The following is a 22,112-nucleotide window of genomic DNA, read 5'->3' as shown; positions in this document are numbered from 1 at the left end:
CCCTAATTATGAACGTGACATTTGAACATACGACAGTAGTCTATGACGATAAGATAGCCGAGGTGCTTGTCGGTTTTGTGAACCATATTCTTATAGCCTACAACGAGGAAACTCTAAGGCGGTTGGTAGCCGACTATGCGGAGAAATCGGCACTTGACCAATACTTCGTATATGGATTTGGCAGACACCACTTTTGGCTGGCTCAAAAGAAAATCACCGACCCCGAAAAGGTTTTCAACTACCGAATACTGATTGTGAAATTCTAAAATACATTGATATGGCAACAAGATTAACTGTGAATGGCGTATCAACCACCATTACACCCGATACCGAGCAATACGAGCGTTTTATGTCGGCACACCGAGGGAAACGTATCCTTTTCTATCAATATGACTATCGTGCCACCGACGGCACTCTATTCAGCACCGTGGCAAAGACTTTGAAAGAATGTCGCCAACGCCGTGATGAATGGCTGAACAAGAAAATCAACAACTCTAAATAATAGCGTTATGGACAACCAAGTAGCAAAAATAATACTCCAACAAATCGGAGGGCGCAGGTTTGTGGCAATGACGGGAAGCCACGATTTCATCAACCTCGGCAACGGACTGAGAATGAGCCTTAGCCGAAACAAGACATCGGCTAACCGCCTTGAAATCATATACGATAGTGGCGCAGACCTCTACAATGTCAGATTTTATCGTCAGAGCATCAACCACAAGACGTTTGAGGTGACGACAAAGGACATCAAGACGATAGATGGTGTCTATTGCGATATGTTGGAGGGCATCTTTACCGACGTGACGGGATTATACACCCGATTTTAACCGAACATTTGCCAAGTCGTAATAGAGAAGGCTGGCGACCTCGTGATGAAGTCGCCAGCCTTGATTTTGCCAAAAATTTCGGCCGCCAAAAGGCGGCGTTGGTGCATTTCTATATGACAAACTGTCATATCAGCAAAATATGTTGCTTTGGCATACTATTTGCCTGATTTATAACTGACAATAGTGTCACAAAACCGAAAAATTGTTTTTTTAGTTATGGGAATCAAACCGGGACCCAAAAGAATTGCCAAATCTACTGGCAAACCAGATCGTCGTCAGAGGGATAATAAATCCACTCCGGGAAACACACCCTCTCTCAAGCCCCATATCCATAAAAAAGGGGATTGATCCAAATCTTTATGGATAACATTTCAGATTGCCCATACAATTGGCTAATTGCTGATTATGTGGGCGATTTATTTGTTTCCATAGGTCAAGATAAACTTTATTTGAGCATAATCTCTTGGTAAAGATTGCACACGATAAAAATAACAGTTAACTTTGCATTGACAATTAGTGTCACAAGTGACATAAAAAATCAATGCGCATGATTATTCAACGGCCTCATTATCTCCAAAAACTCATAGATTGCCGACACAACGGTCTGATTAAGACCGTTACAGGCATCCGGCGCTGCGGCAAGTCATATCTTCTTTTTCAACTGTTTTCTTCATGGCTGAAAGAACAGGGCATTTCGGATGACCATATCATAAAGATAGATTTAGAAAACCGTCGCAATAAAGAACTTCGGAATCCGGATGTATTGCTTGAATACATAGATTCAAAAATAAACGATGATGGGATGCACTATATCATGATTGACGAGGTGCAACTTGTAAGCGAATTTGAGGATGTGTTGAACAGCTATCTTAAAATGTCCAATGTTGATGTGTATGCAACGGGAAGTAACGCCAAATTCCTTTCCAAAGATGTCATAACGACTTTCAGAGGTCGAAGCATTGAGATAAAAGTATATCCTTTGAGTTTTCGGGAATTTTTCTCTGCCTATGGAGGACAACAGGAAGACGCATTGGACGCTTATATGACTTACGGAGGAATGCCGCAGATACTGGATTTTAATGATGAAGGACTGAAAAGCGATTATCTTAAAAACCTTTATACTGAAACATACCTGCGTGATATAAAGGAGAGGTATCAGATTAAGAATAATGAAGATATGGAAAATCTGCTTGATTTCATATCCTCATCAATTGGTAGCCTCACCAATCCGACCAAACTTTCCAACACATTTGAAACAGTAAAGAGGGAGAAAATAAGCAGGAACACAGTTTGCTCTTATCTTGAATACATTTGCGAGGCATTTCTCGCAGAAAAAGCCTCACGATATGATGTCAAGGGCAAAAAATATTTGGATACGCCCTACAAATACTATTTTACAGATCTCGGTCTTAGAAATGCCCGACTGAATTTCCGCCAACTTGAACCATCACACATGATGGAGAACGTAATTTACAATGAACTGCGTATAAGAGGATTTAATGTTGATGTCGGTGTCGTGCCGATTGTAAGGCGCAACGCTGAAGGAAAACAGGAACGTGTACGGCTTGAAATAGACTTTGTATGTAACAAAGGCAGCCGAAAATATTATATCCAGTCGGCATATCAAATGCTTGATGAAGATAAAATAAGACAGGAAGAAGCATCGCTACGAAATGTCGATGACTCGTTTAAGAAAATAATAGTTGTTGGTAGCAACATTATAATCCGCCGCAATGAAGCCGGTATTACCACTATGGGAATATACGATTTCTTGTTAAAAGAAAATTCTTTAGAACTCTAAAACATATATGTCTGATACCTTTGCCCTGATAATCGGGAATAATTCATATTTTGAGCCGTTCAACCTGAATAATGCCATTTTTGATGCACAAGCAATCAAAAATGTATTCGTTAATCTTGGATATGATGTTGTGGAGTATTATGATGTTGATATTGCTCATATCGTAGAAGTCCTTCGTGTAATTAAAGAAAAAATCAAAAATTACAAACATTTCATTTTATATTATGCAGGTCATGGGATGGAGTGCAGAGGTATTAATTATCTGCCAGCAATAGATTGCCAATTACAGTTTGCAGATGAATATTCTCTATCCCATCAAAGCATTGGTCTTAACGAGATAATGAAGATATTGAATGAAAATACAGAAATGTAAATATAGTAATCTTAGATGCTTGTCGTCAGGAAATTAATGAGAGAGGTGTTGTAGGAAACTCTTTTGCTCCTATAAATGCACCCAAAGGCACCTTAATTGCATTCGCCACATCGCCAAAAATGAAAGCAAAAGATGATGGCATAGATGGTCATAGCCTATATACAGGTGCTTTATTGAAATATATTGGCAGTGAACGACTGTCGGTGGAAACTCTTTTTAAGAAGGTTAGACAGACAGTTGCGTTGCTCTCAAAAGGCACTCAAGTTCCGTGGGAACATACTTCACTAATTGGCGATTTCTATTTTAACAAGGGGCAAATGGTCGTAGCAAAGAATTTACCTTATGCAGAAAATGTAATTAAAGATCGCTTATATAATCAATTAGATGAATTTGGATTGCTAATCGAAGAACTGGCTTCTGCTAATTGGTATAGACAAAATGCAGCATTCCCAAAGATTATTGCAATGATACCTAATTTGGACGCCAATCAAAAATTTATTTTAGGGAGGAATTTATATCAAGCCAGTGCAAATCCATTTAATGTTGCCAACTATTTTGAATCGCTTGGAAATAATCTTCATAGGTATTCTGAAAATGATGGTGTTAACCACATATTGAATGGAATCCTATTTGAAATTTACTTTGATTCAAATGGCGATTTTAGAGATGTCTTGAAAGCAGAGGATTTGGATTCAGTTCTTTTGCTACGAAAAGATCACAGATTCATAAAATCTTTTGAATTTATTAGAGAGGCTCTTTCCTCCTATTCAGACAGATTATTATATCTCCCTTCTGATGATGACACCCCAATTGGCATTAATATCGAAATGGATCTACATAAATCTAATGAAGACAAGCAGTATATCACTAAAATTTCAGTTGGCGATTATAATGTAACCCCAAATATAGCATCGCATATCTGGTTTACTGAAGAAAATCTAAAAATAACGCTTTCGTCACTATTTGCAATTCCCATAGATTTAATGAGAATTAACTCACAAATCAAGATTACAGCCTCGAAGATTAAAACGGATTGGGATTTGTAGATTATCGGTAAGGTTTCTACAAAGATTTGCAAAAACCTTACCGATATAATTTATGGAAACAAAGCGGCGAACTCGGTCAGTCGGCGCTGGTAAAGTTGTTTGTGGAATTTGCCTTTGTAGCGGCAGTGGGAGGTATAGGACTTAAATATGTCACGGTTGCCGGATTTCAGTTTTTTCAGCACGGTGGACTTGTTCACTACTCCGGGGCCGCAGTTGTAGGCTAATACGCCTAACAACAGGGCATCTTTGCCGTATGCCTTGTAGAGTGACACAAATTTCAACAGGTCTTTTCGCAACAGGGCGTCAGATTGTTTCTCGGTGAGCTGCACGCCTCGTCGGTATGGCTCGCCGGGTAACACTCTATGACCATATCCGACATAGGGATAATCCTTTGGGCGGTGGAGCGTTTCAAATTTCTTGATGATAATCACAGCTCTCTCGAATGGCGGCAGATCCATTATGTTTATCTTCCGCCCGGCGGCGTTGCCCACCATGACGGTGAGCAACGCGAGAAACATCAGCAGGATTTTCTTCATCGGATAGCCGGATTTACGGGTGTCACAATCGGGCTGACAATCGTACCCTCATCACCGCTGTCTTTGCTGTTGAACTCGAAGGTCTGCTCCCACGGGGTGGTATTGAAGCTGTCCTCTAATGTGGCGATGACATTTATGTTTAACAGTGCCTCCAACGATGAGTAAATCAGACATGTAAGTTTGCTGTTCACAACATTATTTTGGAGGCACTGGCAGAGATTCATCATAGGCTATCCAAGTAAGAGAGAAGATTTTCATCGGTTTTCCATGAGATTTTCTTCCCATTGGAACTATCGATAGCACAGGTCATGAGAGCTTTAGCTTTCATCTCCAAATTTACTTCAGCATAGATGTTCGTTGTGTTTATAGATACGTGTCCGAGCCAAGCACGGATCGTATTTATATCCACTCCTGCTTGCAGAAGATGTGTTGCGGTGGTATGCCGGATCGTATGTGGGCTAACTCTCTTGTCCCTTACGGAAGGGAACTGTAGTTCCAGTTTTTGAGCATACCGACTCACCATTTCGTATATTCCAAATCGGGTTATACGTTGGCCGTAGCGGTTTAAGAAGAGTGGTTCATCTGGCTTTCTGTCATTGATTATTGTCTTAAGGATTGCACAGACATTGTCCCAAAGGGGGCATCTGCGAGTCTTGTTTCCTTTCCCAACAATGGTTACCAAGGGGATTGTTGATTCACTTTTGCTTTTGGCAAGCGTCACGGATGATACGTTCAGGTCGGATGCTTCTTCGGCTCTCGCTCCTGTATTGTATAGGAAGATCAAAAGAGCGTAGTCGCGTCTGCCCTGAGCGGATCTCTGGTCGGGCAGAGATAGCAAAGCATCCATCTCAGACTTTTCAAGATACGTTATCATTCTCTTAGGGGCTTTCTTCTTAGGGATATTGCGTATGTTTCGGCTCCATTCCATATGCTCCGGAGAGTTCATGGATACATACTTTGCGAAGGCCTGTAATGCGGCAAGTCTTTGGTTTCGAGTAGCCACTGAGACGTTACGGGTTTCCTGCTGATTGTCAAGAAAGTCTGACACGACATTGATTGTCAGTTCCTGAAGGTGGAGCTTGTCTGGATTTTTATTACAGACATCTCGAAGGTAGCCAACAAGAAGTCTGAAGGTATCGCGGTAGCTACGTACCGTATTACGCGACAGATTCTTGGCAGCCAGCATATAGTCGGTGAGATAACGCCGCACCCAATAACTGAGATATATGGTTTTTTCATTCATGTTGATTTGTTTTGGGGTTTGCATATTCAAAGAATAGATTGGCCGCATCTGAGAGCAGTCCGGTAGTCATGTTAAGATACACAGTTGTGTAACTCACTTGTTTATGGCCCAGATAGGTAGATAACACAGGCAAAAGAGTCTGAACATCCTTACCATCTTGGTACCACTTTCTTAATCGGTTCACAGCGAACGTATGGCGCAGATCGTGGATACGTGGCTGATACCTTGTGTTGTCGTTTCGGCTGATTCCTGCTTCTATACGTATCTTTTTGAAGATGCCGTTTATGCAGTTCAGTCTCATTGACGAGCCGTTACACATAATCCATAGAGATGTGTCTTCATCAGAGATCTTGCAGTTGTCCTTTCTCCATGAAAAGAACTTTTCAATCAGTTTCTTTACTTCCTCGTTGAAAGTGACAGTTCTTGACGTGTAAAATTTGGATTCATGGATTGTGATACAACAGTTTGCCAGATCCACATCTTTCATGCGAAGGCTCATGGTCTCTGAGATTCTTAACCCCAGCACATATGTCAACTGAAGGATTGCTTTGACGCATTCAGGATATGTGAGAGAAGGCCGTTTCTGATATGTCATGGCAGCTGAGAACAACTTCTTGAGCTCGATATCTGAGTAAATATACGGTGTTATTCGCTGCGGTTTCTTAGGCTTATCCATAGTCAAGGGTATTTTTGATACATACCCTCGTGACATGCACCACCGGAAGAAGCCAGACAGAGCAGCGTGACGCGTAAACCACTTTCGAGTAATCTCGTTGCCTCCTGATTGCAAAAAATCTGATGTGATGGATGCGGTTATCTCTAACAGATTCATATCTTTCCCCAGATAATTGCAGAACTGTTTCAGAAGATTCGCATTGGTTTTGAACGACTCTCCCAATGAACGTCTATACTCGACATATTTGTCAATGGCACTATTGAGCATCATAACTCAAGCACCTCCTTACAGTCCATATCCGACACTTCCCTTAGTCTGGAGAAATTGACCTTGGCGTAGATGGCGGTAGTATCGATTTTCACATGTCCGAGCACATCTGCGACTTCTTTAAGAGAGTGTCCTTCATTGACCAGTCTCGTTGCGCAACTGTGTCGGTAACTGTGAGGACCATGATGCCTTATGTTGAGTTGCCTGCCTTCCAGAGATCTACTTGCCACTTGGTAAACTGTTGATGTACATATGCCGTGGAATGGAGCTCGGGTAGTAAGGAACACAAACTCCTGCTTCGGATACTTTGGACGAGCTTCAAGGATATATCTCAGAAGTGGCTGTGCAACCTCATCTATCAGAGGCATTATCTGCGGTCTGCATCCTTTTGCCCTACGCAGATGAATGACGCTATTCCGCCAGTCAATGTCCTTGAGTTTCAGTTCAGTGATTTCACTGGATCTCAAGCCATACATTGCCAAAAGCGATAAAATTGCATGATTCCTTATGCCCTGAATCGTCGGATTTCGCGTAGATTCAGTCAAGATAACTTTCACGTCATCCCAATGAAGATATGACGGAAGTTGCTCCATCGTGTACAGCCGAGGGGCGGAAAGTGTTTTCCACAAATCGTCTTTCACCCATTGTCTATCAGCCGCATATCTGAAGAAGCAACGTAGTACGGATACAAGCCCTGCAATAGTGCGTCGATTACACCCATTGTAATGACGTTCTTTGAGATAACTGTCAATGTCTGTAGATTGAACATCGGCAAGCAATAAGCTTGAGCCCTGAAGGTAATTCATCAGATTACGAAGTATACTCAGACGGCTTCTATGAGTCTGGACAGAATATCCTTTGGATTCAACAAGCCAGTTGAGATATGACATGATCTTGTCTTTTTCGGGAAAATCATGTTCCTCCGGCTGGGCAAGTAGTCCCATATGTGAAAGCCAATTAGTTGTGACATGAATGAACGTCCGATAACTATTATCGGTACCGGATTTCTTTCGTTTGCTTGGATCCTCAACATCTCGCCATATAGCTGCCGCGTTTTGTATTTCACTCATGGTTACAAGAGAAGTAGATGGTAAATCAAGCAACTCTATGGCTGTCAGTTGATATTGTGCGATTCGTCTCAAAGTCACTGAAGGAACCCCCTGTTGTTCTTGAGCTTCCAGATATACGAGCCGTTCCATATACATCGGTGAGACAAGGTGTCGAACTCGAAAGTATCCTCTTGGAAAAATCTTGCTGATTATATTATCCTCAGGATAATAGCGGTGATCCAGTCTTCCCAAATATGTCAACCATCTCTTGGACGCACCAAGAAAGCGACAATGGAAATTAACCTCCACGCGCATATCACACCGTTGTTGACGTGTCATCGAATCCCATTCAGATGTCTTTTGGACGATATATTCCAATGGAATCTCGAATGTGTCACTTTCTCTAAGGGCAAGAAGTTCATCAATTGCGATTAGCAGACCAGCCAATCCTCGCAAATGTCGAATGCCCATTCCATCTGCGTGTAGTTTGTGCAGATATGCTTGTCTTTGCTCAGAGAATGAGGCTTGCTCATGTCTTTGCAAATCCAAGAAGTTTGTGAATAGTAAATTAAACATATTGTAGAATTAAAAAATGTCTGATATAAAATATGACTATTTTCTTAACCCTAAAATTATGTTGTTATGATTAAAGTTAATGCACATATCCTTAATTACTTATCAAGTGATGCAAACATAAATGTCATCGCCACATTAGAAGATTTATGTAATGGACAACATACATCTTCCACGACCACGAGGAATTTGTGTGCTTCGTCACTTTTGGCGGTGTAGTTCAGTCGGAATGTTTTACTTTCAAGAAGCACACGGTCGTTGTTGACCAGCACCGGGCCGTCAACGAGTTTGAGCGAGCCTTCTCCGTCGTACTGGAAGTAGCGTATGGTATAGAGGGTGTTGGCATAGTTGCCTTCGGGCTTTATCTCGAAGCGCAGTTCGATGGTCTGCCCTTTGGCAATCTTGTCAGCGTATGGCATGACTTCCACTGTGAAGGGATAGGACTGCTGCACATCGAGGTCGTCGGAGCAGGATGTGAGGCTGCATACGGCAGCGATTACAAGGGAGAGAATGGCGATAATGCCAAATGATTTTTTATTTGTCTTTTCCATTTTTGTGTCTGTTTAGAATTTAGTTTTGTTGATTTCTTGGGGTTGAGCGATTGTAGGTAATCGTTCAGATCCTTGTGGTCGGGATAGAGTGCGGATTTGTCGCTCACCCTGTCGCCGAACTCGCGGCGCAGTCTGGCTACTGCGGCACGCCCGGCGGTATCGTTGTCAAGATAGCACAGTATCAGCGGGTATTCCGCCAAAGTCGGGATTGCTTTGCCGACATTCGCCACGGAGTTAAGCACAACACTGTCATTGCCTTCATTCAATCCGAGGCGTTCCGCCGAAAGAAAGTCGATGAAGCCCTCGAATACATTACACCGGGCGTTGCTGTTGGCGACATTGGTGATATGCTTTGGCGGATAACTTCCTTTGAAGAAGCTGTTTCGCAACTTATCCAAACGTTTGGATAGATTCGTTATCCAAACAAGTATAAAATCCAAACTATCATATATAATCAACTGGAATCCAGTGAATATTCTATCATGTTGTTTTGATTTTTATTATATTAATTTCAGTAATCAATATTCATTCATATGAAAGAACAGGATTTAAAATCCAAAGCATCAATTCTGCTTGGACACTTTCATGACAATGGGTACTCAAAGTACACCATTGACCTTTTCCGGCTGGCGATTAATTATGCGTTACGTCTTCGGAGTGTTCATCCCGGCATCTCTTATGAAGACATCTATCGATCCAAAGTAGATGCGGATCCAAATCACCGTCCACTTCACCATTGGCGTAGGCTCTTCGCTACCATCGAACATTTCGATAGAACGGTATTCTACCGGGCCATGGCAATACACCTCGCGGCGGGGAAAAGAAGTATGACACACTCTCGAAAGAGTTTCAACGCGCAATAGACATCTATCGCCGTGAAGAGCCAAAGTCAGGAAAGAAGCCACGACAATCAAGCGTGAGGCAAGCCTCGCCACGAACTTCTTCTGTGAGTTGCAGACACAAGGTGTTTTCACATTTAGCGAGGCTTGTGAGAATCACATTCAGACAGCTTTTTCAGGACACTGCTGTGGTTACAGGAAAGTTATCAGAGTGGTGGTCAGGTGCTGTGCTCCATTCTTTGAGGATGGCGTTTGCGAACACTTCATCTCATTGCTTCCCATGACAAGAAGCAAGCGTCGTAACATCGAGTATCTCAAAGCAGAAGAAATTGCCAGTGTAAAGAAAGTTCTGACAGCTCGGGACTCTGATCTGTGCTTGCGGGATAAGGCTATCGGTCTTATTGCCTTATTCACAGGGTTGAGAGGCTGCGACATTCTAGGCCTGAGACTAACTGATATAGACTGGGAGAATGATGTGATACTTGTCAATCAAGAGAAAACCGGTGTCCCACTGAAACTACCTTTACGTCCCATTGTCGGCAATGCAATATACGATTATATCTGCCATGAACGTCCAACCTGCAGCACCGAGGAAATCTTTGTTAGTCAGTATCCTCTGCACTTGCGCTTAGACAACACCTATAATATTGCCGCAAGAATCATGAAAGTCGCAGGCATAAGGCAGAACAAGGGAAGTCGCAAAGGTTTCCACATATTCCGGCATCATGTCGCCACATCTCTCCTGAACGAGGGTGTTCCTCTGCCCGTGGTATCGTCCGTATTGGGCCATTCATCACCTTCCTCGTTGAACCCATATCTGAGCGCGGATTTTCTCCATCTGAAAGAATGCGCTCTCAGCATAGAGCAGTTCCCAGTAAGAAAGGAGGTATTCCATGACTGAATTTGTTTCGGGGATAGCTCCGTTGATAAAGCGGTTTATCGCTTTCAGAGTCGCTTCTGAACACTGGAATGTCACCTCTTATGAAGTCTGCATGCGTCTGTTCGATCGATATTGCCACCACCGATATCCGGGCGAAAGCATTCTGACTCAACAAATGGTTGATGGATGGTGCGCCAAACGGGATACTGAAAGTGGAAAATCGTGCCAGACAAGGGCCTATCCGATAATAGCTTTCGTAAAATATCTCAAATCAAGAGGGTTGACCAACGTAAATCCACCGAAGCTTCCCAAAAAGATGCGTTCGACATACGTCCCTCATGCTTTTTCAGAAGATGAACTACGAAGATTTTTCAATGGATGCGACACTCTGTCCGGCCCTTTGACCAAACAAAACAGAATCCGCAATATATCTATACCGGTATTCTTCAGACTACTATACAGTTCTGGAGTGCGAACTACGGAGGCTCGTCTGCTCAGATGTGAGGATGTCGACCTTGAAACTGGAGTACTCAATATCAGGCTATCTAAGGGATATGACCAGCACTTTGTCGTCCTACACGATAGTATGCTTCAGCTTATGCGGGAATACGACAAGGCGATAGCTGACATATTCCCTGAACGGACTTATTTCTTTCCCGCAAGAAATAACTCTTTTCATGATAATTCATGGGTATCTGACAATTTTCGGAAAATCTGGAAAAATGTAAGTCCATGTCATGCTGTTCCTACGCGCTGAGACATCATTATGCCACAACCAATATAAACAACTGGATTAACCGCGGCATGGATTTTAACTCAAAGTTGTTATATCTGTCCAAGAGCATGGGGCACAGTGTGATAGAGAGCACTGCCTATTACTACTCCCTCGTGCCCGGACTCTCCGATATTATAGAAGAGAGGACACAAGAATCCTTCGATAACATTGTCCCTGATTTAACCGATGTCAACCATGAAGAAACCGAATAAAGAGGCCGTTGCATTCTCGCGCCATATCAATGACTGGTTGACTGTCTATGTGCCAACCGTCCAATCAAGCAGCGCCCATACAGTGAAGAACCATCATGACGCACTGTCTCTGTTCCTACATTTTATAACTCAGGTAAAAGGTCTTGATGCCAGGACTTTCTCTTTCAAGCTTCTTGAACGTCAGGTCATAGAAGAATGGATACTTTGGCTGAAGAATGACAGAAAAAACTCTTCCGAAACGTGCAACAACCGCCTTGCATCCATCAGGGCATTTATCAAATACCTATCCGAGAAAGATGTCAGCCTGACATATCTGGCCTGCGAGTCTGCTCAAATACCAAGACAGAGGTCAGTCCGTAAGAAAGTCGAGGGATTGAGTAAGAATGCGGTGAAAGCATTGTTGAATGCACCTGATACGAATACTTCAACTGGACGCCGTGATCTCGTGTTTCTCATATTGATGTATGGCACTGCCGCACGAATAGACGAGGTGCTGTCTATGAAGATACAACATCTTCATCTTCATGCCTCCAAGCCATACGCTACGATAATAGGAAAGGGAAATAAGGTCAGAACCCTCTATCTGCTTCCAAAAGTTGTGGCGCATCTTGAAAAAATATATAGTGGAGTTCCATCCAACGCAACTAGATCCGGATTCCTATGTATTTTATTCACGGATAAAAGGGACTAGCACCAAGATGACTCAACCTGCTATTGCAAAACGACTTCATAAATATGCGGCAGTAGCTAATGGAGAATGCCCGGAAGTCCCATTGAACCTGCACGCCCATCAAATAAGACATGCGAAAGCCTCTCATTGGCTTGAAGATGGCATGAATATCGTACAGATATCTTTTCTCCTTGGACATGCTGATGTCAAAACTACTATGTTTATCTTGATATTACAACCGAGCAGGAAGAAAAGGCTCTTGCCACAATTGAGAACGAAAAAGACAGAGAAATACCTAAAAAATGGAAGAAGGCTCCTCAATCTTTTGCTGAACTCTGCGGTCTCCGTGTCATAAAATGAGAAAATAAAATCCAAACCTATATATAGAACTGACTACACAATATAGGTTTTACGGAAGAGGTTTGGATTTTATTCTTGTTTGGATAACGCAACTCAAATCCGTGTGCGCTGTTCTCAAAACCGATGGCATAATAGTTTTTGCCATGCAATTTATAATCCACCTGCACACAATATCGTTGTGCAATGTCGGCAGGTATGCCACGGTTGGCGAGGTAACGCAGTAGAGCCGGCGATACTAATTGGGAGATTTTCACGTCCTCAAAGGTCGGCTGCTCAATGAATGGCTCCGGCTTGTAAGGCTGTGATATCGGCATCCGCATCTTTTCGGCTATGTACTCCGCCTGTCGGATGAAGTCGGTGGAGTTACACAGTTCTCCGGCAAGAGTGAAGATGTCGCCTCCGGCACCGCTACCAAAATCGAACCATACATTTTTACGAGGATTGACATGAAACGATGGCTTTCTCTCGTTGCGGTACGGGGCATAAAACCACAGACCTTTGCTGTCGCGCCCAGTCGGCTCATAGCCGAGGTGGTGCAGAAAATCCACAAGGGATATTCCCTTGATAGCATCTATATCCATAGGCTAAAACCGCATTTTGCGTTTGGGTTTGGGCGGCTGTTGCTTAGGCTGTTCCGGTCTGCTGACGGGCGTAGCCGTCACATCACCCTCGGCTTCATCGCCGTTGACGGTCACTTCGTAAGTCTTGAACTCCTTAAAATCCTTCATCTGTGTGGCGATATAGAGGTTCAACTCGGAGCGGTTGCAGCTCCCGGTTAGCTCGTAAGCGAGATCATAAATGCCGCCATAGTATTTTTCGGGTTCTTTGCTGTCATACCAGCCATTCTTTTCGGTGTCCACCACCATAGTAGCGTTGCCACCGACAGAATACGGAGCGTTGTATATCAGAAGGTTGCCATCCTTTTTTATCGGCTCATAGCCGATCGCCTTCATAAAATCCTCCAATGGAAGATTATTTATATCGAGGTCTATCACAATCAATCCCATAGGTTTATTCTATTATGAATTTGACACCAACACCATATTGCATATGGAATATCTGCACATCGCTACCGAAAGTGAAACGCTCCTTTATATTTGCGGTCAGAGCAATTTTGTCTGAAAGGTAGAAATCCGCAGAGAGCGTGAGCGCGCCGCCATAGATGAAGTTGTCGCCGTCATGGAGCGTCGAACCGTCGGATAAAACCGACTTTCCCCAATTCACTGTTTCGTAGCCACCGAGAGCTGACACGCCGCCATATAGGTGGAAGGTCTGCGAGTAGTCGCTCAACAGATGGAGATTGTAGCCGACCTCACCTGTAAACTGAGCCACCGTGATACGACCTTTCGCGCCGTATGGCTTGTAGGTCTGGAGATACTCGCCGCCGAAGCTCCAAGTATTGGCACCGCCTTTATAGACGGAGTAGAACACTCCGAGAGAATAGCCGCAGTTGCGAGAGTTGCCGGTATAAAAGCCGTCTGCCATATCAGCCTTGATTTCTACCGTTGACATTCCGGGGAGGCATCGCTGGGCCATTGCCCGCCCTCCGAAAAGGGTGAGCATGGCAGCGATTATCATTATCGCTTTTCTCATAGGTTATTGTATGCTTAATTCGTCAATTATGTTGGCTCTCACAATATCCTCGTTCTCGACCACGAAAGACTGGTGTCTGCCGCCTTCCTTTTCGGCAATTTCGATAACGAGCTGCTTGTCATCGGGAATGGTGAATTTCTCCAGAGCGAAGACTGTTCTTTCGGAGGATTTTCCGTGTACCACCGTCACATAGTTCTGGGCGCGGAGCGGTTCAAGTACCTGCTCCTGCATAGCAGTACGCTTGATAACCTTCTTATCCACAATCTTGAAGCTGACATAATCGACATCGAAAGGAATGTTTGATGTGTTTTTCAGTTCGGTGTGGAAATAGAGAAGCCCGTTGTTGGCATATATGGATTTCAAGAGGAACTGCACCCCAAAACGCTTTGAGCCTATATGTTTGATTTCGCGCTTATTCTGCTTGTAGATACTTTTCATAATCAGCTTGACAAGCATCGGTGACTCGCTACCTAACTTTTCGAGGTAGATTTCCTGCGCATTATTCGGGCGGTTCACCGCCTCGCCGTCATGCAGAAAATCGGTCATCTCGATATTGAGCAACAGCGGCTCTTTGGCGAATTTCACGTTGAAACTATAATAGCTTCCGTCCTCGGTGATTACCGACAGATTTGTTTCCTGCTTGAACGACTTGAAGGCTGATTTGACGCGCAGCACGTTCTTCGCGCCGTCGGCTAATCCGGCGACAAGGTTCTCGTTGCCCAAGTCGCAATAGACTATTTCCGAGGGAAATATGATGTGCGTAGTCTTTTCGTAGCATACCTCCAGAGCGTGAGGCGGTATCATCCGGTCGAAGCCGACCTTGCGGGTCAGACCGTCGAACTTGTCACCGTCGGTGTAGTTGCCGCCGTACACATTGATGTCGTGTTCTGCTACCTGAGTGGCAACCTGTTCCGTGCCAGACGGCACGTTATTATCGGTGTTTTTAACCGACTTTGTTCCGGCAAAAGCAGTGCTTGCCATGCCGATAACGGCAATAAGCGAAAGTAAAAAGAGTTTGTAATTCATTGAATTGTGGATTTAATGGTGAATAATCATATGTCTTCCGGCTGGTGAAGCATCACACGGTAGCCGGCTTTGAGGTGGACTTTGACGGTTCGCAGCTTCTTGGTAAGATACTGGCTGACACCGTTTATCAGCCCGCGCCCCACATCAGAGGCAATCTGCGCCCTGGTATTTGTGGAAATGTTGATCGAGCTACCCATCGTACTGCCCATATTGGCACCTATCTCATGCAACGCATCACTCTCCATTGACTGCGGTATATTGATACCCTCCTGCCCGTCGGAGTCATAAACCTGCAACTCCACGTCATATATCGAGCCTTCGCACTCGATGGAGGTGATTTCAATCTCCAGCCTTTCGCCCTGCACTCTTGCAGAGCCGACAACGGTGGTGTTACGCGGTATCAGGCGGTTGCCGACCCACATAGGTTCGGAGGTTCTCAGCCTGACACTCTCGCCGTCAACCACACTCTGGTTACCGGCCACCACTGCGGCTATGGTATTCTTGGCGACCGCCCTCATTGTACCCACCGAGGTATTGAAGCCCCTGACGGTTGATGTCTGACCGAGCGAGGATACCACATTCCTGTTGACCTGCGCCACCGGCTGCACATCCCGTTTGCCCTTTTCTTCGGTAGGATGTGGCGGCGAATAGCTGCCGCCGTTGCCCATATACTGTGCCGCCAACTGATACGAGCGTTCCATCAGTTCCATCTCGTCGGGCTGTGCCGCCTGTTGCTGTGCCAGAGCGTTCTGAACCTCCAACTCTGCAATACGCTCATTTAGAGCCTCCATTTCAACATTGTCGGCTGAGGTATCCTCCACAAAAAAGTCATTGAGCGACGCCTGAACCTCCTGATACGCCTGCGCGGAGTTCTCAACGGCGGACTGATGCTCAACGGTATCGGTTGTAAGTGCGGTCAGAGTATCAAGGGCGACCACCGCACGCTGTTGCGCCTCCTTCTCTTTGGCGGCATCGGCGGCGGCATATTCCTCCGCTTTGGTCTTGATGCCGCCGTTCTCACCCTCAGGAATTTCGGTGTTGAAGGCATTGCCGACCTTGCTGTCATTCTTGTTGAGGCTTGTGTACAGCAGCCACAGTATCACTATGCCGCACACGACAGCCGCCGGGAACACGACTAAGTATTTCATCATCTTCTGCCGTTCAGCCTGCGATTTGGGCTGGAAGAAGCCGTTAATCTTCGCTTTCCACTCCTGCATCGTCATAGTCTGGAAGATTTTGAGGTTCATGAACGGGAGATTTGGTAACGATGTCGATCGGCATTATATGCTCAATCGCCACAGATTTTTGCGCTTTGCCCAGACCTATCCTGTAACAGGCGTGACCGAACACGAAGAAGGCGGTAAGCACAAACACGGTCAGCATCAGCGACACGACAGTAAGCCGTTGTTTCTGGGGAATTGACTCGCACGCTCCTTTCAGGCGCGTTGTGAGCCTCCCTTTCGGGGTGCGCCACATATTGTTATATATGGCGGAGAATATTGATTTAATCTTTGTCATAATTGAATTATCGTTTTACGGTTGAAATATCCTTGTTCTCAAGTATTGTGAAGCCTTCGATGATGAAGCCGTTGGGATTGTCGTCGGAGCGTGAGGCGTTGGAGAGGCGGCACTGCGTCACCAGTGTACGCTCTGTAACATTGCTTTCGCGGATAATCATTTGTCGGGCATAGGTTTTAGCGATGTACGGATAGTTGTTGAAATCGCACACCACACTGTCCACTTGCAGCACTTGGTTGATGTTGCCGGCGATGATACGGTTGTAGTAACCCTTCTCCGAGAAATCGGTGTAGTAGTTGTATGCCGACTTGTCCGACAGTATAAGGGCGCGGTTGATGTTATGCTCAATCGCCGATTTGTCGGGCGACAGAGTGAAAAACAGTTCATGGAAGCGTCGCACATGTTCACGGGCTTCCGCCGGGCGGTTCTGCTCCATGTCCTGCGACAAGGCGAGCATAAGACTCTTGCCGTTGTCAAGAACATAGATTTTTTCCCTCTGCCTTTCAGCGAAATTGAACACGCAGATCAGAGCCACCGACACCACCACGGCACACATCGCCACAAACACAATACCAAACAGCCGTATCTGGCGGAACGAGGTTTCGATGTTTTTAAGTGATTTGAATTGCATTTGAATGTCGTTTGAATATTATTTAAGCAATTTGCCTGCGTTGCCCGCGACATTTCCGGCGACCGCGCCTCCGACACTTGCCGCACCAGAACCGACCTGCATCGCGGTGGTGTTGACAGCACGGTTATAGTTTCCGGCACCTCCGGCTTGTATTATCCAGCCCGCCACAGTTGGAATCGTGAAGTATCCTATAATGCCGATTATCATAAAAATGACATAGCAAGTATTTGAGCTGTCGAGGTTTGCGTTGGGGTTGTTTGTCAGTTCCGAAATGTCGTTCTGCAACATCAGCACCTGTATTTTCGCAAGGATTGTCGAAAATAGGTCTGCCACCGGCAGCCACAGATAAGTCTGGATATATCGTTGTATCCACTGGGTCAGCGTTGACTGGAAGCCATCCCAAACGGAAAGAGCGAAGGCGACCGGGCCGAGAATTGACAGCACGATAAGGAAGAATGTGCGGATAGTGTCAATCGTGAGTGAGGCAGCCTGAAAAAGCATCTCTAACAACTCTCTGAAAAAGTTTTGAATAGCTTTTTTGACTTTGTACATTCCCCGCTCGATATACATTCCGGCGGCTGTGCCTATCTCCGTCACGCCTAATTCGTCTATCTGTCTGTCAAACTCGGCATCATCGACAAGGTAGGCTGTTGACGGGTCATTCATCATCGCCTCATACTCCAGCCTGTCTTTCTCCTCGCGGTATTTCTGCATATCGAGTGTCTGCCCTTCAAGCATAGAGGCTGTACCCTGCACAATCGGCGACATCACAGAGTTGATGGTGCCGAGTACCACCGACGGGAAAAACATTATACAGAAGCCTATCACGAACGGACGTAGCAGCGGAAACACATCAATCGGCTCTGCGGCGGCAAGTGACCGCCAGATGCGATAGGCAACGAAGAACAACGCGCCCAATCCGGCTATCGCCTGAGCCACACCCGCCATATCCTCACATAGAGGCATCATCTCGTCATAGAGCGAGCGCAGTATGGTGTGGAGGTTGTTGAAATCTATTGATAACGCTATCATATTTTTTTAATTATGATTATTACGATTACCAGTATTTTTCAGACCCGTCGCCATAGAGAGCCACCACACGCTGTGTATCAGCCTTCTTTTTGGCACGCAGGTATGACACGCTTATATTCTTGTTGGTGTAATATGCCGTCAGGTTCTTCAGCCTTTTCATCTCCTTGTAACAGTCATCGACCACATCCATACGGTCTTTGTCGGTCATACTCAATGTAGTGATATTGACTACCTGTTTCAAGTCGCCGAGTACGCCGTTGGCTTCTTCGAGAATACGGGTGTAGCCGGAGGCGATTGCCGAGAGTTCAGCCGATGTGAAGTTCGGATCGGTCAGCATCTTCTGGAAATTATTGACGTAATAGCCGGAGATATTGCCGAGCATCAGGATTGTCTGCTGCACCTTGCGGGCATCACGGACAAGGTTGTTGACCGATTGCAGTGCGTCATAATATTTCTTAGCCTGCTGGTAAATTTTCACGGTTTCCTGAAAATTTTTGACCATGTGCGTAGCCGTCTGTGACTCCTGAACGAGTGATTTGGAGTTGTTTACGATGGACTGGGCGATGTTGGACGGGTCTATGACCGTCCATTGGGCGGAAGCCCTGCCCGTGCCTAACATCTGGCACAGGGCAATAAGAGGGATTAAAAACTTGAGTTGCTTCATTTGATTGCGGATTAAAAGTGGTGGATTTATCGTATTCTGTGAGCCATGCTTATAATAGCTCTAATCATGGCGAGAATAATTGTCAGGAGGAGGCCGAGGCAGAAAGATACTCCTGAAAAAATGCCTATTAAGACGTATTTCACTTTCATACATTATTTCTCTCTCCTTTCGTTGGCTAACTGTTTGATTGCGGCTTCGATGTCGCCGCCGAGCTGACGGGCGCGGTCAAGGACTTGGATTTTCTCCGTTTCCTCGGTAGTGTAACACAGGTATTCCTCCGGTGATACCTCCGTGGCATAGACAGCGGACTGCGTTCCGCCCAGCCCGATCCATACCTCTTTGTAGAGCCGGTTGGGGCTGTTTGCCATATTGATACTGAGTATCTGCGCCTTTTCCTTGTCGGTCAGACCGAGCAGCTCCTGTATCTGGTCAAAGCGGTTCATATATTTCCGCTGATCCAGAAGGATTTTACAGTCTGAGTTGTTGATGATGGTTTCCTTGACAATGGGCGACGAGATAATATCGTCCACTTCCTGAGTGACAACCACCGCCTCGCCAAAGTATTTACGCACCGTCTTGAACATATAGCGCATATACTCAGCCATGTTTGCGGTTGACAACGCCTTCCAAGCCTCCTCGCATATAAGAAGTTTTCGCACGCCTTTCAACCGGCGCATCTTGTTGATGAAGGCTTCCATGATGATAATTGTCACCACAGGGAACAGGTCTTTGTTGTCGCGTATGGCGTCTATCTCGAACACGACGAAACGCTTGCTTAGCAGGTCGATATTCTCTTTGGAATTGAGAAGGAAGTCAAACCGGCCTCCGTGGTAATACTGGCGCAGGGTTGTCAAGAAGTTGTCGATGTCGAAATCCTGTTTGTAGATGGGGATAGGACGTTGTGCCATTTCAGCACGGTAATCGTCGCGCATAAACTCATAAAAGGAATTGAAGCATGGCACGATGTTCTTATCACGTTTCATCTTGTCAAGAAACATCGACAGCGCAGAGCCAAGCTCACCGGATTCGGTCTTTGTCACGCGGTCGTCCTCCGACTTCCACAGCGTCAGCAGCAGGGTCTTGATCGAGTCTTTCTTCTCCACATCGAACACCCCGTCATCTGTGAAAAACGGATTGAAAGAAATCGGCTTTTCCTCGGTGTAGGTATAATAGATACCGTCCTCGCCGTGCGTCTTGTTGTGGATCAGATTGCACAGCCCTTCGTATGAATTGCCGGTGTCAATCAGGAGGATATGCGCGCCCTGCTCATAATATTGGCGCACCAGATGGTTGGTAAAGAAAGACTTTCCGCTACCCGACGGGCCCAGTATGAACTTGTTGCGGTTGGTGGTGATACCGCGTTTCATAGGCTCATCACTTATATCCAGATGGATAGGTTTCCCGGTCAGTCTATCGACCATCTTTATTCCGAATGGCGAGAGAGAAGAGCGGTAGTTTGTTTCAGCGGTGAAGAAACAAACAGCGGGTTCTATGAAAGTGTAAAAACTCTCCTCGGCAGGGAAATCAGCCTCATTTCCGGGCATAGCCGACCAGAACAGTGTCGGGCAGTCAATGGTGTTGTGACGGGGCATACACCCCATTGTGGCGAGCTGACTTCCGACATCGTTCTTAATCCTGCGCAGTTCCTCTGCATCGTCGCTCCACGCCATTATATTGCAGTGGCAGCGCACAGAGGTAAGACCATAGCTGTGAGCCTCGTTCAGATAGCGGTCTATCCACTCTTTGTTTATGGCATTGCTTCGGCTATACCTTGAAAGACTGTTCATATTTCGGGCTGTCTTCTCGAACTTCGCCAGATTCTCGTCGTGGTCGTCAATCAGTATATACTGGTTGTAGATATGGTTGCACGGCAGAAGCAGACCAACGGGAGAGGCGAAGCTCAATCTGCAATCCGAGCGGTCAGTCGATAACCGCTCATAACGGTTATCAGTGCTGACCTTTCCGGGCAGATCATCAGTATCTGAAAGTGTATGCAGGCACAGCATCTTGTCGCCGATACGCATTTCTTTCGGTGACAGGTCGATATCCTCCAGACAGTTGACATCTCCCATCGACAGTGACAGATACTTTTCTATGATACCGGAAGTTGTGTCTGTACCGATTATCTCATCGTCACCTATACGGCGCAGCGAGATATAGCCGGTGTCGTTGATAATGCGCTCGAACTGCCCGACAGCTTCCATGAAGCCCACAATCATCTCGTGATTGAGTTCCTTCGGTGTTATACGCCCACGGCAGAGGGTGGAGAAATTCGACTGCTGTCGCATACGCTCCTTTGTGGTCTTTGTCAGGAACAGGTAGCACTTGTGGGCGAGGTATGGACGCTCGTTGAAATGGCGTTCAAAACTGCGGTCAAGAAAACTCAAATTATCTTTTTGCAGTTCCGGCTTATAGTTCTCAGACACAAACCAGTCCTGCTTGTGCGCCACCGAATAATGCGGCAGCACTTTGATCGCCTTGCACCATGCGGCGTGCATGGCTTCGTATTCCTGCGATGTTACGGTGAACAGTTCCGGGAGGCTGACCTCGAAGGCCACCGTTATATCGGCGTCCTTCGAGATGATGCAACCGTGTTCCACGGCGAGCAACGGCAGTTTGCTTTCCAGCGTTGTGGCTTTCAGTGTATTTCTCATTTGCGACCTCCCTTCATTATACTGCGCACACGCAGACGGTTGATGATATAGCGGGGACGGTACTTCACCGAGGTGAGTTTCATAAGACCGTACTGCCCGTACTTGCCGTTAAGGTGGAAGGTGTACCATACCAGAGCCGACGCGCTCACGGCACCGAAGCCTATGCACAGACCCTGCTGTACACCGCACATATAGAGTACCACGAACAGAATGAAATCGGTTATCAGACCTCCGGCGAAGATGAAAAGGTACTGAGCTTTCAGCCCCTTGTATTCCACCGTCCTGCCTATGCCCTTGTTGATAGGATATTCCATTG

The 22,112-nt window shown here is 45.7% G+C and carries 29 protein-coding genes; 10 read left to right on the top strand and 19 right to left on the bottom strand.

Going from position 1 to position 22,112, the window contains the following annotated elements:
- Nucleotides 1-8: 8 nt before the first annotated feature.
- The 6 genes from E7745_RS14690 to E7745_RS14665 all read left to right on the top strand — a co-directional run bounded on the left by E7745_RS14690 (nt 9) and on the right by E7745_RS14665 (nt 4,047).
- Nucleotides 9-266 carry a hypothetical protein gene (locus E7745_RS14690; RefSeq protein ID WP_124030599.1) on the top strand — a complete coding sequence of 86 codons (258 nt, stop codon included), beginning with the start codon at nt 9-11 and terminating at the stop codon, nt 264-266.
- An 11-nt stretch (nt 267-277) separates the two neighbouring features.
- Nucleotides 278-502: a DUF3873 domain-containing protein gene (locus E7745_RS14685; RefSeq protein WP_107033526.1), complete on the top strand. Its 225-nt coding sequence runs from the start codon at nt 278-280 to the stop codon at nt 500-502.
- Between the two features lie 7 nt (nt 503-509).
- Entirely contained in the window at nt 510-827 is a 318-nt protein-coding gene (locus tag E7745_RS14680; protein WP_124030600.1) for a hypothetical protein, read from the top strand.
- Between the two features lie 547 nt (nt 828-1,374).
- Nucleotides 1,375-2,628 carry an ATP-binding protein gene (locus E7745_RS14675; RefSeq protein ID WP_124030601.1) on the top strand — a complete coding sequence of 418 codons (1,254 nt, stop codon included), beginning with the start codon at nt 1,375-1,377 and terminating at the stop codon, nt 2,626-2,628.
- A 7-nt stretch (nt 2,629-2,635) separates the two neighbouring features.
- Nucleotides 2,636-3,001: a caspase family protein gene (locus E7745_RS15190; RefSeq protein ID WP_124030602.1), complete on the top strand. Its 366-nt coding sequence runs from the start codon at nt 2,636-2,638 to the stop codon at nt 2,999-3,001.
- A gap of 2 nt (nt 3,002-3,003) precedes the next feature.
- Nucleotides 3,004-4,047 carry a caspase domain-containing protein gene (locus E7745_RS14665; RefSeq protein ID WP_370291914.1) on the top strand — a complete coding sequence of 348 codons (1,044 nt, stop codon included), beginning with the start codon at nt 3,004-3,006 and terminating at the stop codon, nt 4,045-4,047.
- A 50-nt stretch (nt 4,048-4,097) separates the two neighbouring features.
- Here E7745_RS14665 and E7745_RS14660 read toward each other — a convergent pair whose 3' ends face one another.
- From E7745_RS14660 to E7745_RS14625, 8 genes are all read right to left on the bottom strand, one after another.
- Complete coding sequence (locus E7745_RS14660) at nt 4,098-4,583, bottom strand: lysozyme (RefSeq protein ID WP_136408031.1); 486 nt, start codon at nt 4,581-4,583, stop codon at nt 4,098-4,100.
- On the bottom strand, nt 4,580-4,774 hold the full coding sequence (locus E7745_RS14655; protein WP_136408030.1) for a hypothetical protein: 195 nt from the start codon (nt 4,772-4,774) through the stop codon (nt 4,580-4,582). The genes E7745_RS14660 and E7745_RS14655 overlap by 4 nt, the downstream gene beginning before the upstream one ends.
- A gap of 32 nt (nt 4,775-4,806) precedes the next feature.
- Nucleotides 4,807-5,769, bottom strand: coding sequence for a tyrosine-type recombinase/integrase (locus tag E7745_RS14650; RefSeq protein ID WP_240740338.1), 963 nt, complete (start codon nt 5,767-5,769; stop codon nt 4,807-4,809).
- 49 nt (nt 5,770-5,818) lie between these two features.
- On the bottom strand, nt 5,819-6,502 hold the full coding sequence (locus E7745_RS14645) for a tyrosine-type recombinase/integrase (RefSeq protein ID WP_240740337.1): 684 nt from the start codon (nt 6,500-6,502) through the stop codon (nt 5,819-5,821).
- A gap of 266 nt (nt 6,503-6,768) precedes the next feature.
- The gene (locus E7745_RS14640; protein ID WP_136408029.1) at nt 6,769-8,394 is read right to left on the bottom strand and encodes a tyrosine-type recombinase/integrase; all 1,626 of its coding nucleotides are present in this window, start codon (nt 8,392-8,394) and stop codon (nt 6,769-6,771) included.
- A gap of 95 nt (nt 8,395-8,489) precedes the next feature.
- On the bottom strand, nt 8,490-8,942 hold the full coding sequence (locus tag E7745_RS14635) for a DUF3872 domain-containing protein (protein ID WP_136408028.1): 453 nt from the start codon (nt 8,940-8,942) through the stop codon (nt 8,490-8,492).
- Nucleotides 8,888-9,340, bottom strand: a complete 453-nt coding sequence (locus E7745_RS14630) for a toprim domain-containing protein (RefSeq protein ID WP_168182166.1) — start codon at nt 9,338-9,340, stop codon at nt 8,888-8,890. Before E7745_RS14630 ends, E7745_RS14635 begins: the two co-directional genes overlap by 55 nt.
- 246 nt (nt 9,341-9,586) lie before the next feature.
- Nucleotides 9,587-9,916, bottom strand: coding sequence for a hypothetical protein (locus tag E7745_RS14625; RefSeq protein ID WP_136409142.1), 330 nt, complete (start codon nt 9,914-9,916; stop codon nt 9,587-9,589).
- Nucleotides 9,917-10,061: 145 nt separating this feature from the next.
- Between E7745_RS14625 and E7745_RS14620 the strand changes: the two genes are divergently transcribed.
- From E7745_RS14620 to E7745_RS14945, 4 genes are all read left to right on the top strand, one after another.
- Nucleotides 10,062-10,682, top strand: coding sequence for a tyrosine-type recombinase/integrase (locus E7745_RS14620; RefSeq protein WP_136409141.1), 621 nt, complete (start codon nt 10,062-10,064; stop codon nt 10,680-10,682).
- Entirely contained in the window at nt 10,675-11,418 is a 744-nt protein-coding gene (locus tag E7745_RS15290; protein ID WP_205746910.1) for a tyrosine-type recombinase/integrase, read from the top strand. Before E7745_RS14620 ends, E7745_RS15290 begins: the two co-directional genes overlap by 8 nt.
- Before the next feature lie 213 nt (nt 11,419-11,631).
- Nucleotides 11,632-12,339 carry a tyrosine-type recombinase/integrase gene (locus E7745_RS14610; protein ID WP_205746909.1) on the top strand — a complete coding sequence of 236 codons (708 nt, stop codon included), beginning with the start codon at nt 11,632-11,634 and terminating at the stop codon, nt 12,337-12,339.
- Nucleotides 12,340-12,346: 7 nt separating this feature from the next.
- Nucleotides 12,347-12,673: a tyrosine-type recombinase/integrase gene (locus E7745_RS14945; protein WP_370291705.1), complete on the top strand. Its 327-nt coding sequence runs from the start codon at nt 12,347-12,349 to the stop codon at nt 12,671-12,673.
- Nucleotides 12,674-12,695: 22 nt separating this feature from the next.
- Here E7745_RS14945 and E7745_RS14605 read toward each other — a convergent pair whose 3' ends face one another.
- The 11 genes from E7745_RS14605 to E7745_RS14555 form a co-directional block, all read right to left on the bottom strand.
- Nucleotides 12,696-13,259: a CHC2 zinc finger domain-containing protein gene (locus E7745_RS14605; RefSeq protein WP_136409140.1), complete on the bottom strand. Its 564-nt coding sequence runs from the start codon at nt 13,257-13,259 to the stop codon at nt 12,696-12,698.
- Nucleotides 13,260-13,262: 3 nt separating this feature from the next.
- Entirely contained in the window at nt 13,263-13,685 is a 423-nt protein-coding gene (locus tag E7745_RS14600) for a hypothetical protein (RefSeq protein ID WP_124030607.1), read from the bottom strand.
- Nucleotides 13,686-13,689: 4 nt separating this feature from the next.
- Nucleotides 13,690-14,271 (bottom strand): conjugal transfer protein TraO, encoded by a 582-nt coding sequence (locus E7745_RS14595; protein ID WP_124030608.1) that lies wholly within the window; start codon nt 14,269-14,271, stop codon nt 13,690-13,692.
- Between the two features lie 3 nt (nt 14,272-14,274).
- Nucleotides 14,275-15,297, bottom strand: a complete 1,023-nt coding sequence (gene traN / locus E7745_RS14590; protein ID WP_124030609.1) for a conjugative transposon protein TraN — start codon at nt 15,295-15,297, stop codon at nt 14,275-14,277.
- Between the two features lie 26 nt (nt 15,298-15,323).
- Nucleotides 15,324-16,544 carry a conjugative transposon protein TraM gene (gene traM, locus E7745_RS14585; RefSeq protein WP_124030610.1) on the bottom strand — a complete coding sequence of 407 codons (1,221 nt, stop codon included), beginning with the start codon at nt 16,542-16,544 and terminating at the stop codon, nt 15,324-15,326.
- Nucleotides 16,489-16,815, bottom strand: coding sequence for a TraL conjugative transposon family protein (locus E7745_RS14580; RefSeq protein WP_124030611.1), 327 nt, complete (start codon nt 16,813-16,815; stop codon nt 16,489-16,491). The genes traM and E7745_RS14580 overlap by 56 nt, the downstream gene beginning before the upstream one ends.
- A gap of 7 nt (nt 16,816-16,822) precedes the next feature.
- Nucleotides 16,823-17,446, bottom strand: a complete 624-nt coding sequence (gene traK, locus E7745_RS14575; RefSeq protein WP_123486682.1) for a conjugative transposon protein TraK — start codon at nt 17,444-17,446, stop codon at nt 16,823-16,825.
- Between the two features lie 18 nt (nt 17,447-17,464).
- Complete coding sequence (gene traJ, locus E7745_RS14570; RefSeq protein WP_124030622.1) at nt 17,465-18,463, bottom strand: conjugative transposon protein TraJ; 999 nt, start codon at nt 18,461-18,463, stop codon at nt 17,465-17,467.
- 40 nt (nt 18,464-18,503) lie between these two features.
- Nucleotides 18,504-19,142: a DUF4141 domain-containing protein gene (locus tag E7745_RS14565; protein WP_124030612.1), complete on the bottom strand. Its 639-nt coding sequence runs from the start codon at nt 19,140-19,142 to the stop codon at nt 18,504-18,506.
- Between the two features lie 152 nt (nt 19,143-19,294).
- Nucleotides 19,295-21,796: a TraG family conjugative transposon ATPase gene (locus E7745_RS14560; protein ID WP_124030613.1), complete on the bottom strand. Its 2,502-nt coding sequence runs from the start codon at nt 21,794-21,796 to the stop codon at nt 19,295-19,297.
- Entirely contained in the window at nt 21,793-22,110 is a 318-nt protein-coding gene (locus tag E7745_RS14555; RefSeq protein WP_124030614.1) for a DUF4133 domain-containing protein, read from the bottom strand. The genes E7745_RS14560 and E7745_RS14555 overlap by 4 nt, the downstream gene beginning before the upstream one ends.
- Nucleotides 22,111-22,112 lie beyond the last annotated feature (2 nt).

It is taken from the genome of Duncaniella sp. C9 (assembly GCF_004803935.1).
Lineage (GTDB): Bacteria > Bacteroidota > Bacteroidia > Bacteroidales > Muribaculaceae > Duncaniella > Duncaniella muris.
This window is presented reverse-complemented; position numbering and strand designations above follow the sequence as displayed.

Bases quoted from the DNA above. Each gene is read 5' to 3' on its own strand.
- E7745_RS14690 (WP_124030599.1), top strand. From the start codon at position 9: ATGAACGTGACATTTGAACATACGACAGTAGTCTATGACGATAAGATA.
- E7745_RS14685 (WP_107033526.1), top strand. From the start codon at position 278: ATGGCAACAAGATTAACTGTGAATGGCGTATCAACCACCATTACACCC.
- E7745_RS14680 (WP_124030600.1), top strand. From the start codon at position 510: ATGGACAACCAAGTAGCAAAAATAATACTCCAACAAATCGGAGGGCGC.
- E7745_RS14675 (WP_124030601.1), top strand. From the start codon at position 1,375: ATGATTATTCAACGGCCTCATTATCTCCAAAAACTCATAGATTGCCGA.
- E7745_RS15190 (WP_124030602.1), top strand. From the start codon at position 2,636: ATGTCTGATACCTTTGCCCTGATAATCGGGAATAATTCATATTTTGAG.
- E7745_RS14660 (WP_136408031.1), bottom strand. From the start codon at position 4,583: ATGAAGAAAATCCTGCTGATGTTTCTCGCGTTGCTCACCGTCATGGTG.
- E7745_RS14650 (WP_240740338.1), bottom strand. From the start codon at position 5,769: ATGCTGGCTGCCAAGAATCTGTCGCGTAATACGGTACGTAGCTACCGC.
- E7745_RS14645 (WP_240740337.1), bottom strand. From the start codon at position 6,502: ATGGATAAGCCTAAGAAACCGCAGCGAATAACACCGTATATTTACTCA.
- E7745_RS14640 (WP_136408029.1), bottom strand. From the start codon at position 8,394: ATGTTTAATTTACTATTCACAAACTTCTTGGATTTGCAAAGACATGAG.
- E7745_RS14635 (WP_136408028.1), bottom strand. From the start codon at position 8,942: ATGGAAAAGACAAATAAAAAATCATTTGGCATTATCGCCATTCTCTCC.
- E7745_RS14620 (WP_136409141.1), top strand. From the start codon at position 10,062: ATGACAAGAAGCAAGCGTCGTAACATCGAGTATCTCAAAGCAGAAGAA.
- E7745_RS15290 (WP_205746910.1), top strand. From the start codon at position 10,675: ATGACTGAATTTGTTTCGGGGATAGCTCCGTTGATAAAGCGGTTTATC.
- E7745_RS14610 (WP_205746909.1), top strand. From the start codon at position 11,632: ATGAAGAAACCGAATAAAGAGGCCGTTGCATTCTCGCGCCATATCAAT.
- E7745_RS14945 (WP_370291705.1), top strand. From the start codon at position 12,347: ATGACTCAACCTGCTATTGCAAAACGACTTCATAAATATGCGGCAGTA.
- E7745_RS14605 (WP_136409140.1), bottom strand. From the start codon at position 13,259: ATGGATATAGATGCTATCAAGGGAATATCCCTTGTGGATTTTCTGCAC.
- E7745_RS14600 (WP_124030607.1), bottom strand. From the start codon at position 13,685: ATGGGATTGATTGTGATAGACCTCGATATAAATAATCTTCCATTGGAG.
- E7745_RS14595 (WP_124030608.1), bottom strand. From the start codon at position 14,271: ATGAGAAAAGCGATAATGATAATCGCTGCCATGCTCACCCTTTTCGGA.
- traN (WP_124030609.1), bottom strand. From the start codon at position 15,297: ATGAATTACAAACTCTTTTTACTTTCGCTTATTGCCGTTATCGGCATG.
- traM (WP_124030610.1), bottom strand. From the start codon at position 16,544: ATGAACCTCAAAATCTTCCAGACTATGACGATGCAGGAGTGGAAAGCG.
- E7745_RS14580 (WP_124030611.1), bottom strand. From the start codon at position 16,815: ATGACAAAGATTAAATCAATATTCTCCGCCATATATAACAATATGTGG.
- traK (WP_123486682.1), bottom strand. From the start codon at position 17,446: ATGCAATTCAAATCACTTAAAAACATCGAAACCTCGTTCCGCCAGATA.
- E7745_RS14565 (WP_124030612.1), bottom strand. From the start codon at position 19,142: ATGAAGCAACTCAAGTTTTTAATCCCTCTTATTGCCCTGTGCCAGATG.
- E7745_RS14560 (WP_124030613.1), bottom strand. From the start codon at position 21,796: ATGAGAAATACACTGAAAGCCACAACGCTGGAAAGCAAACTGCCGTTG.
- E7745_RS14555 (WP_124030614.1), bottom strand. From the start codon at position 22,110: ATGGAATATCCTATCAACAAGGGCATAGGCAGGACGGTGGAATACAAG.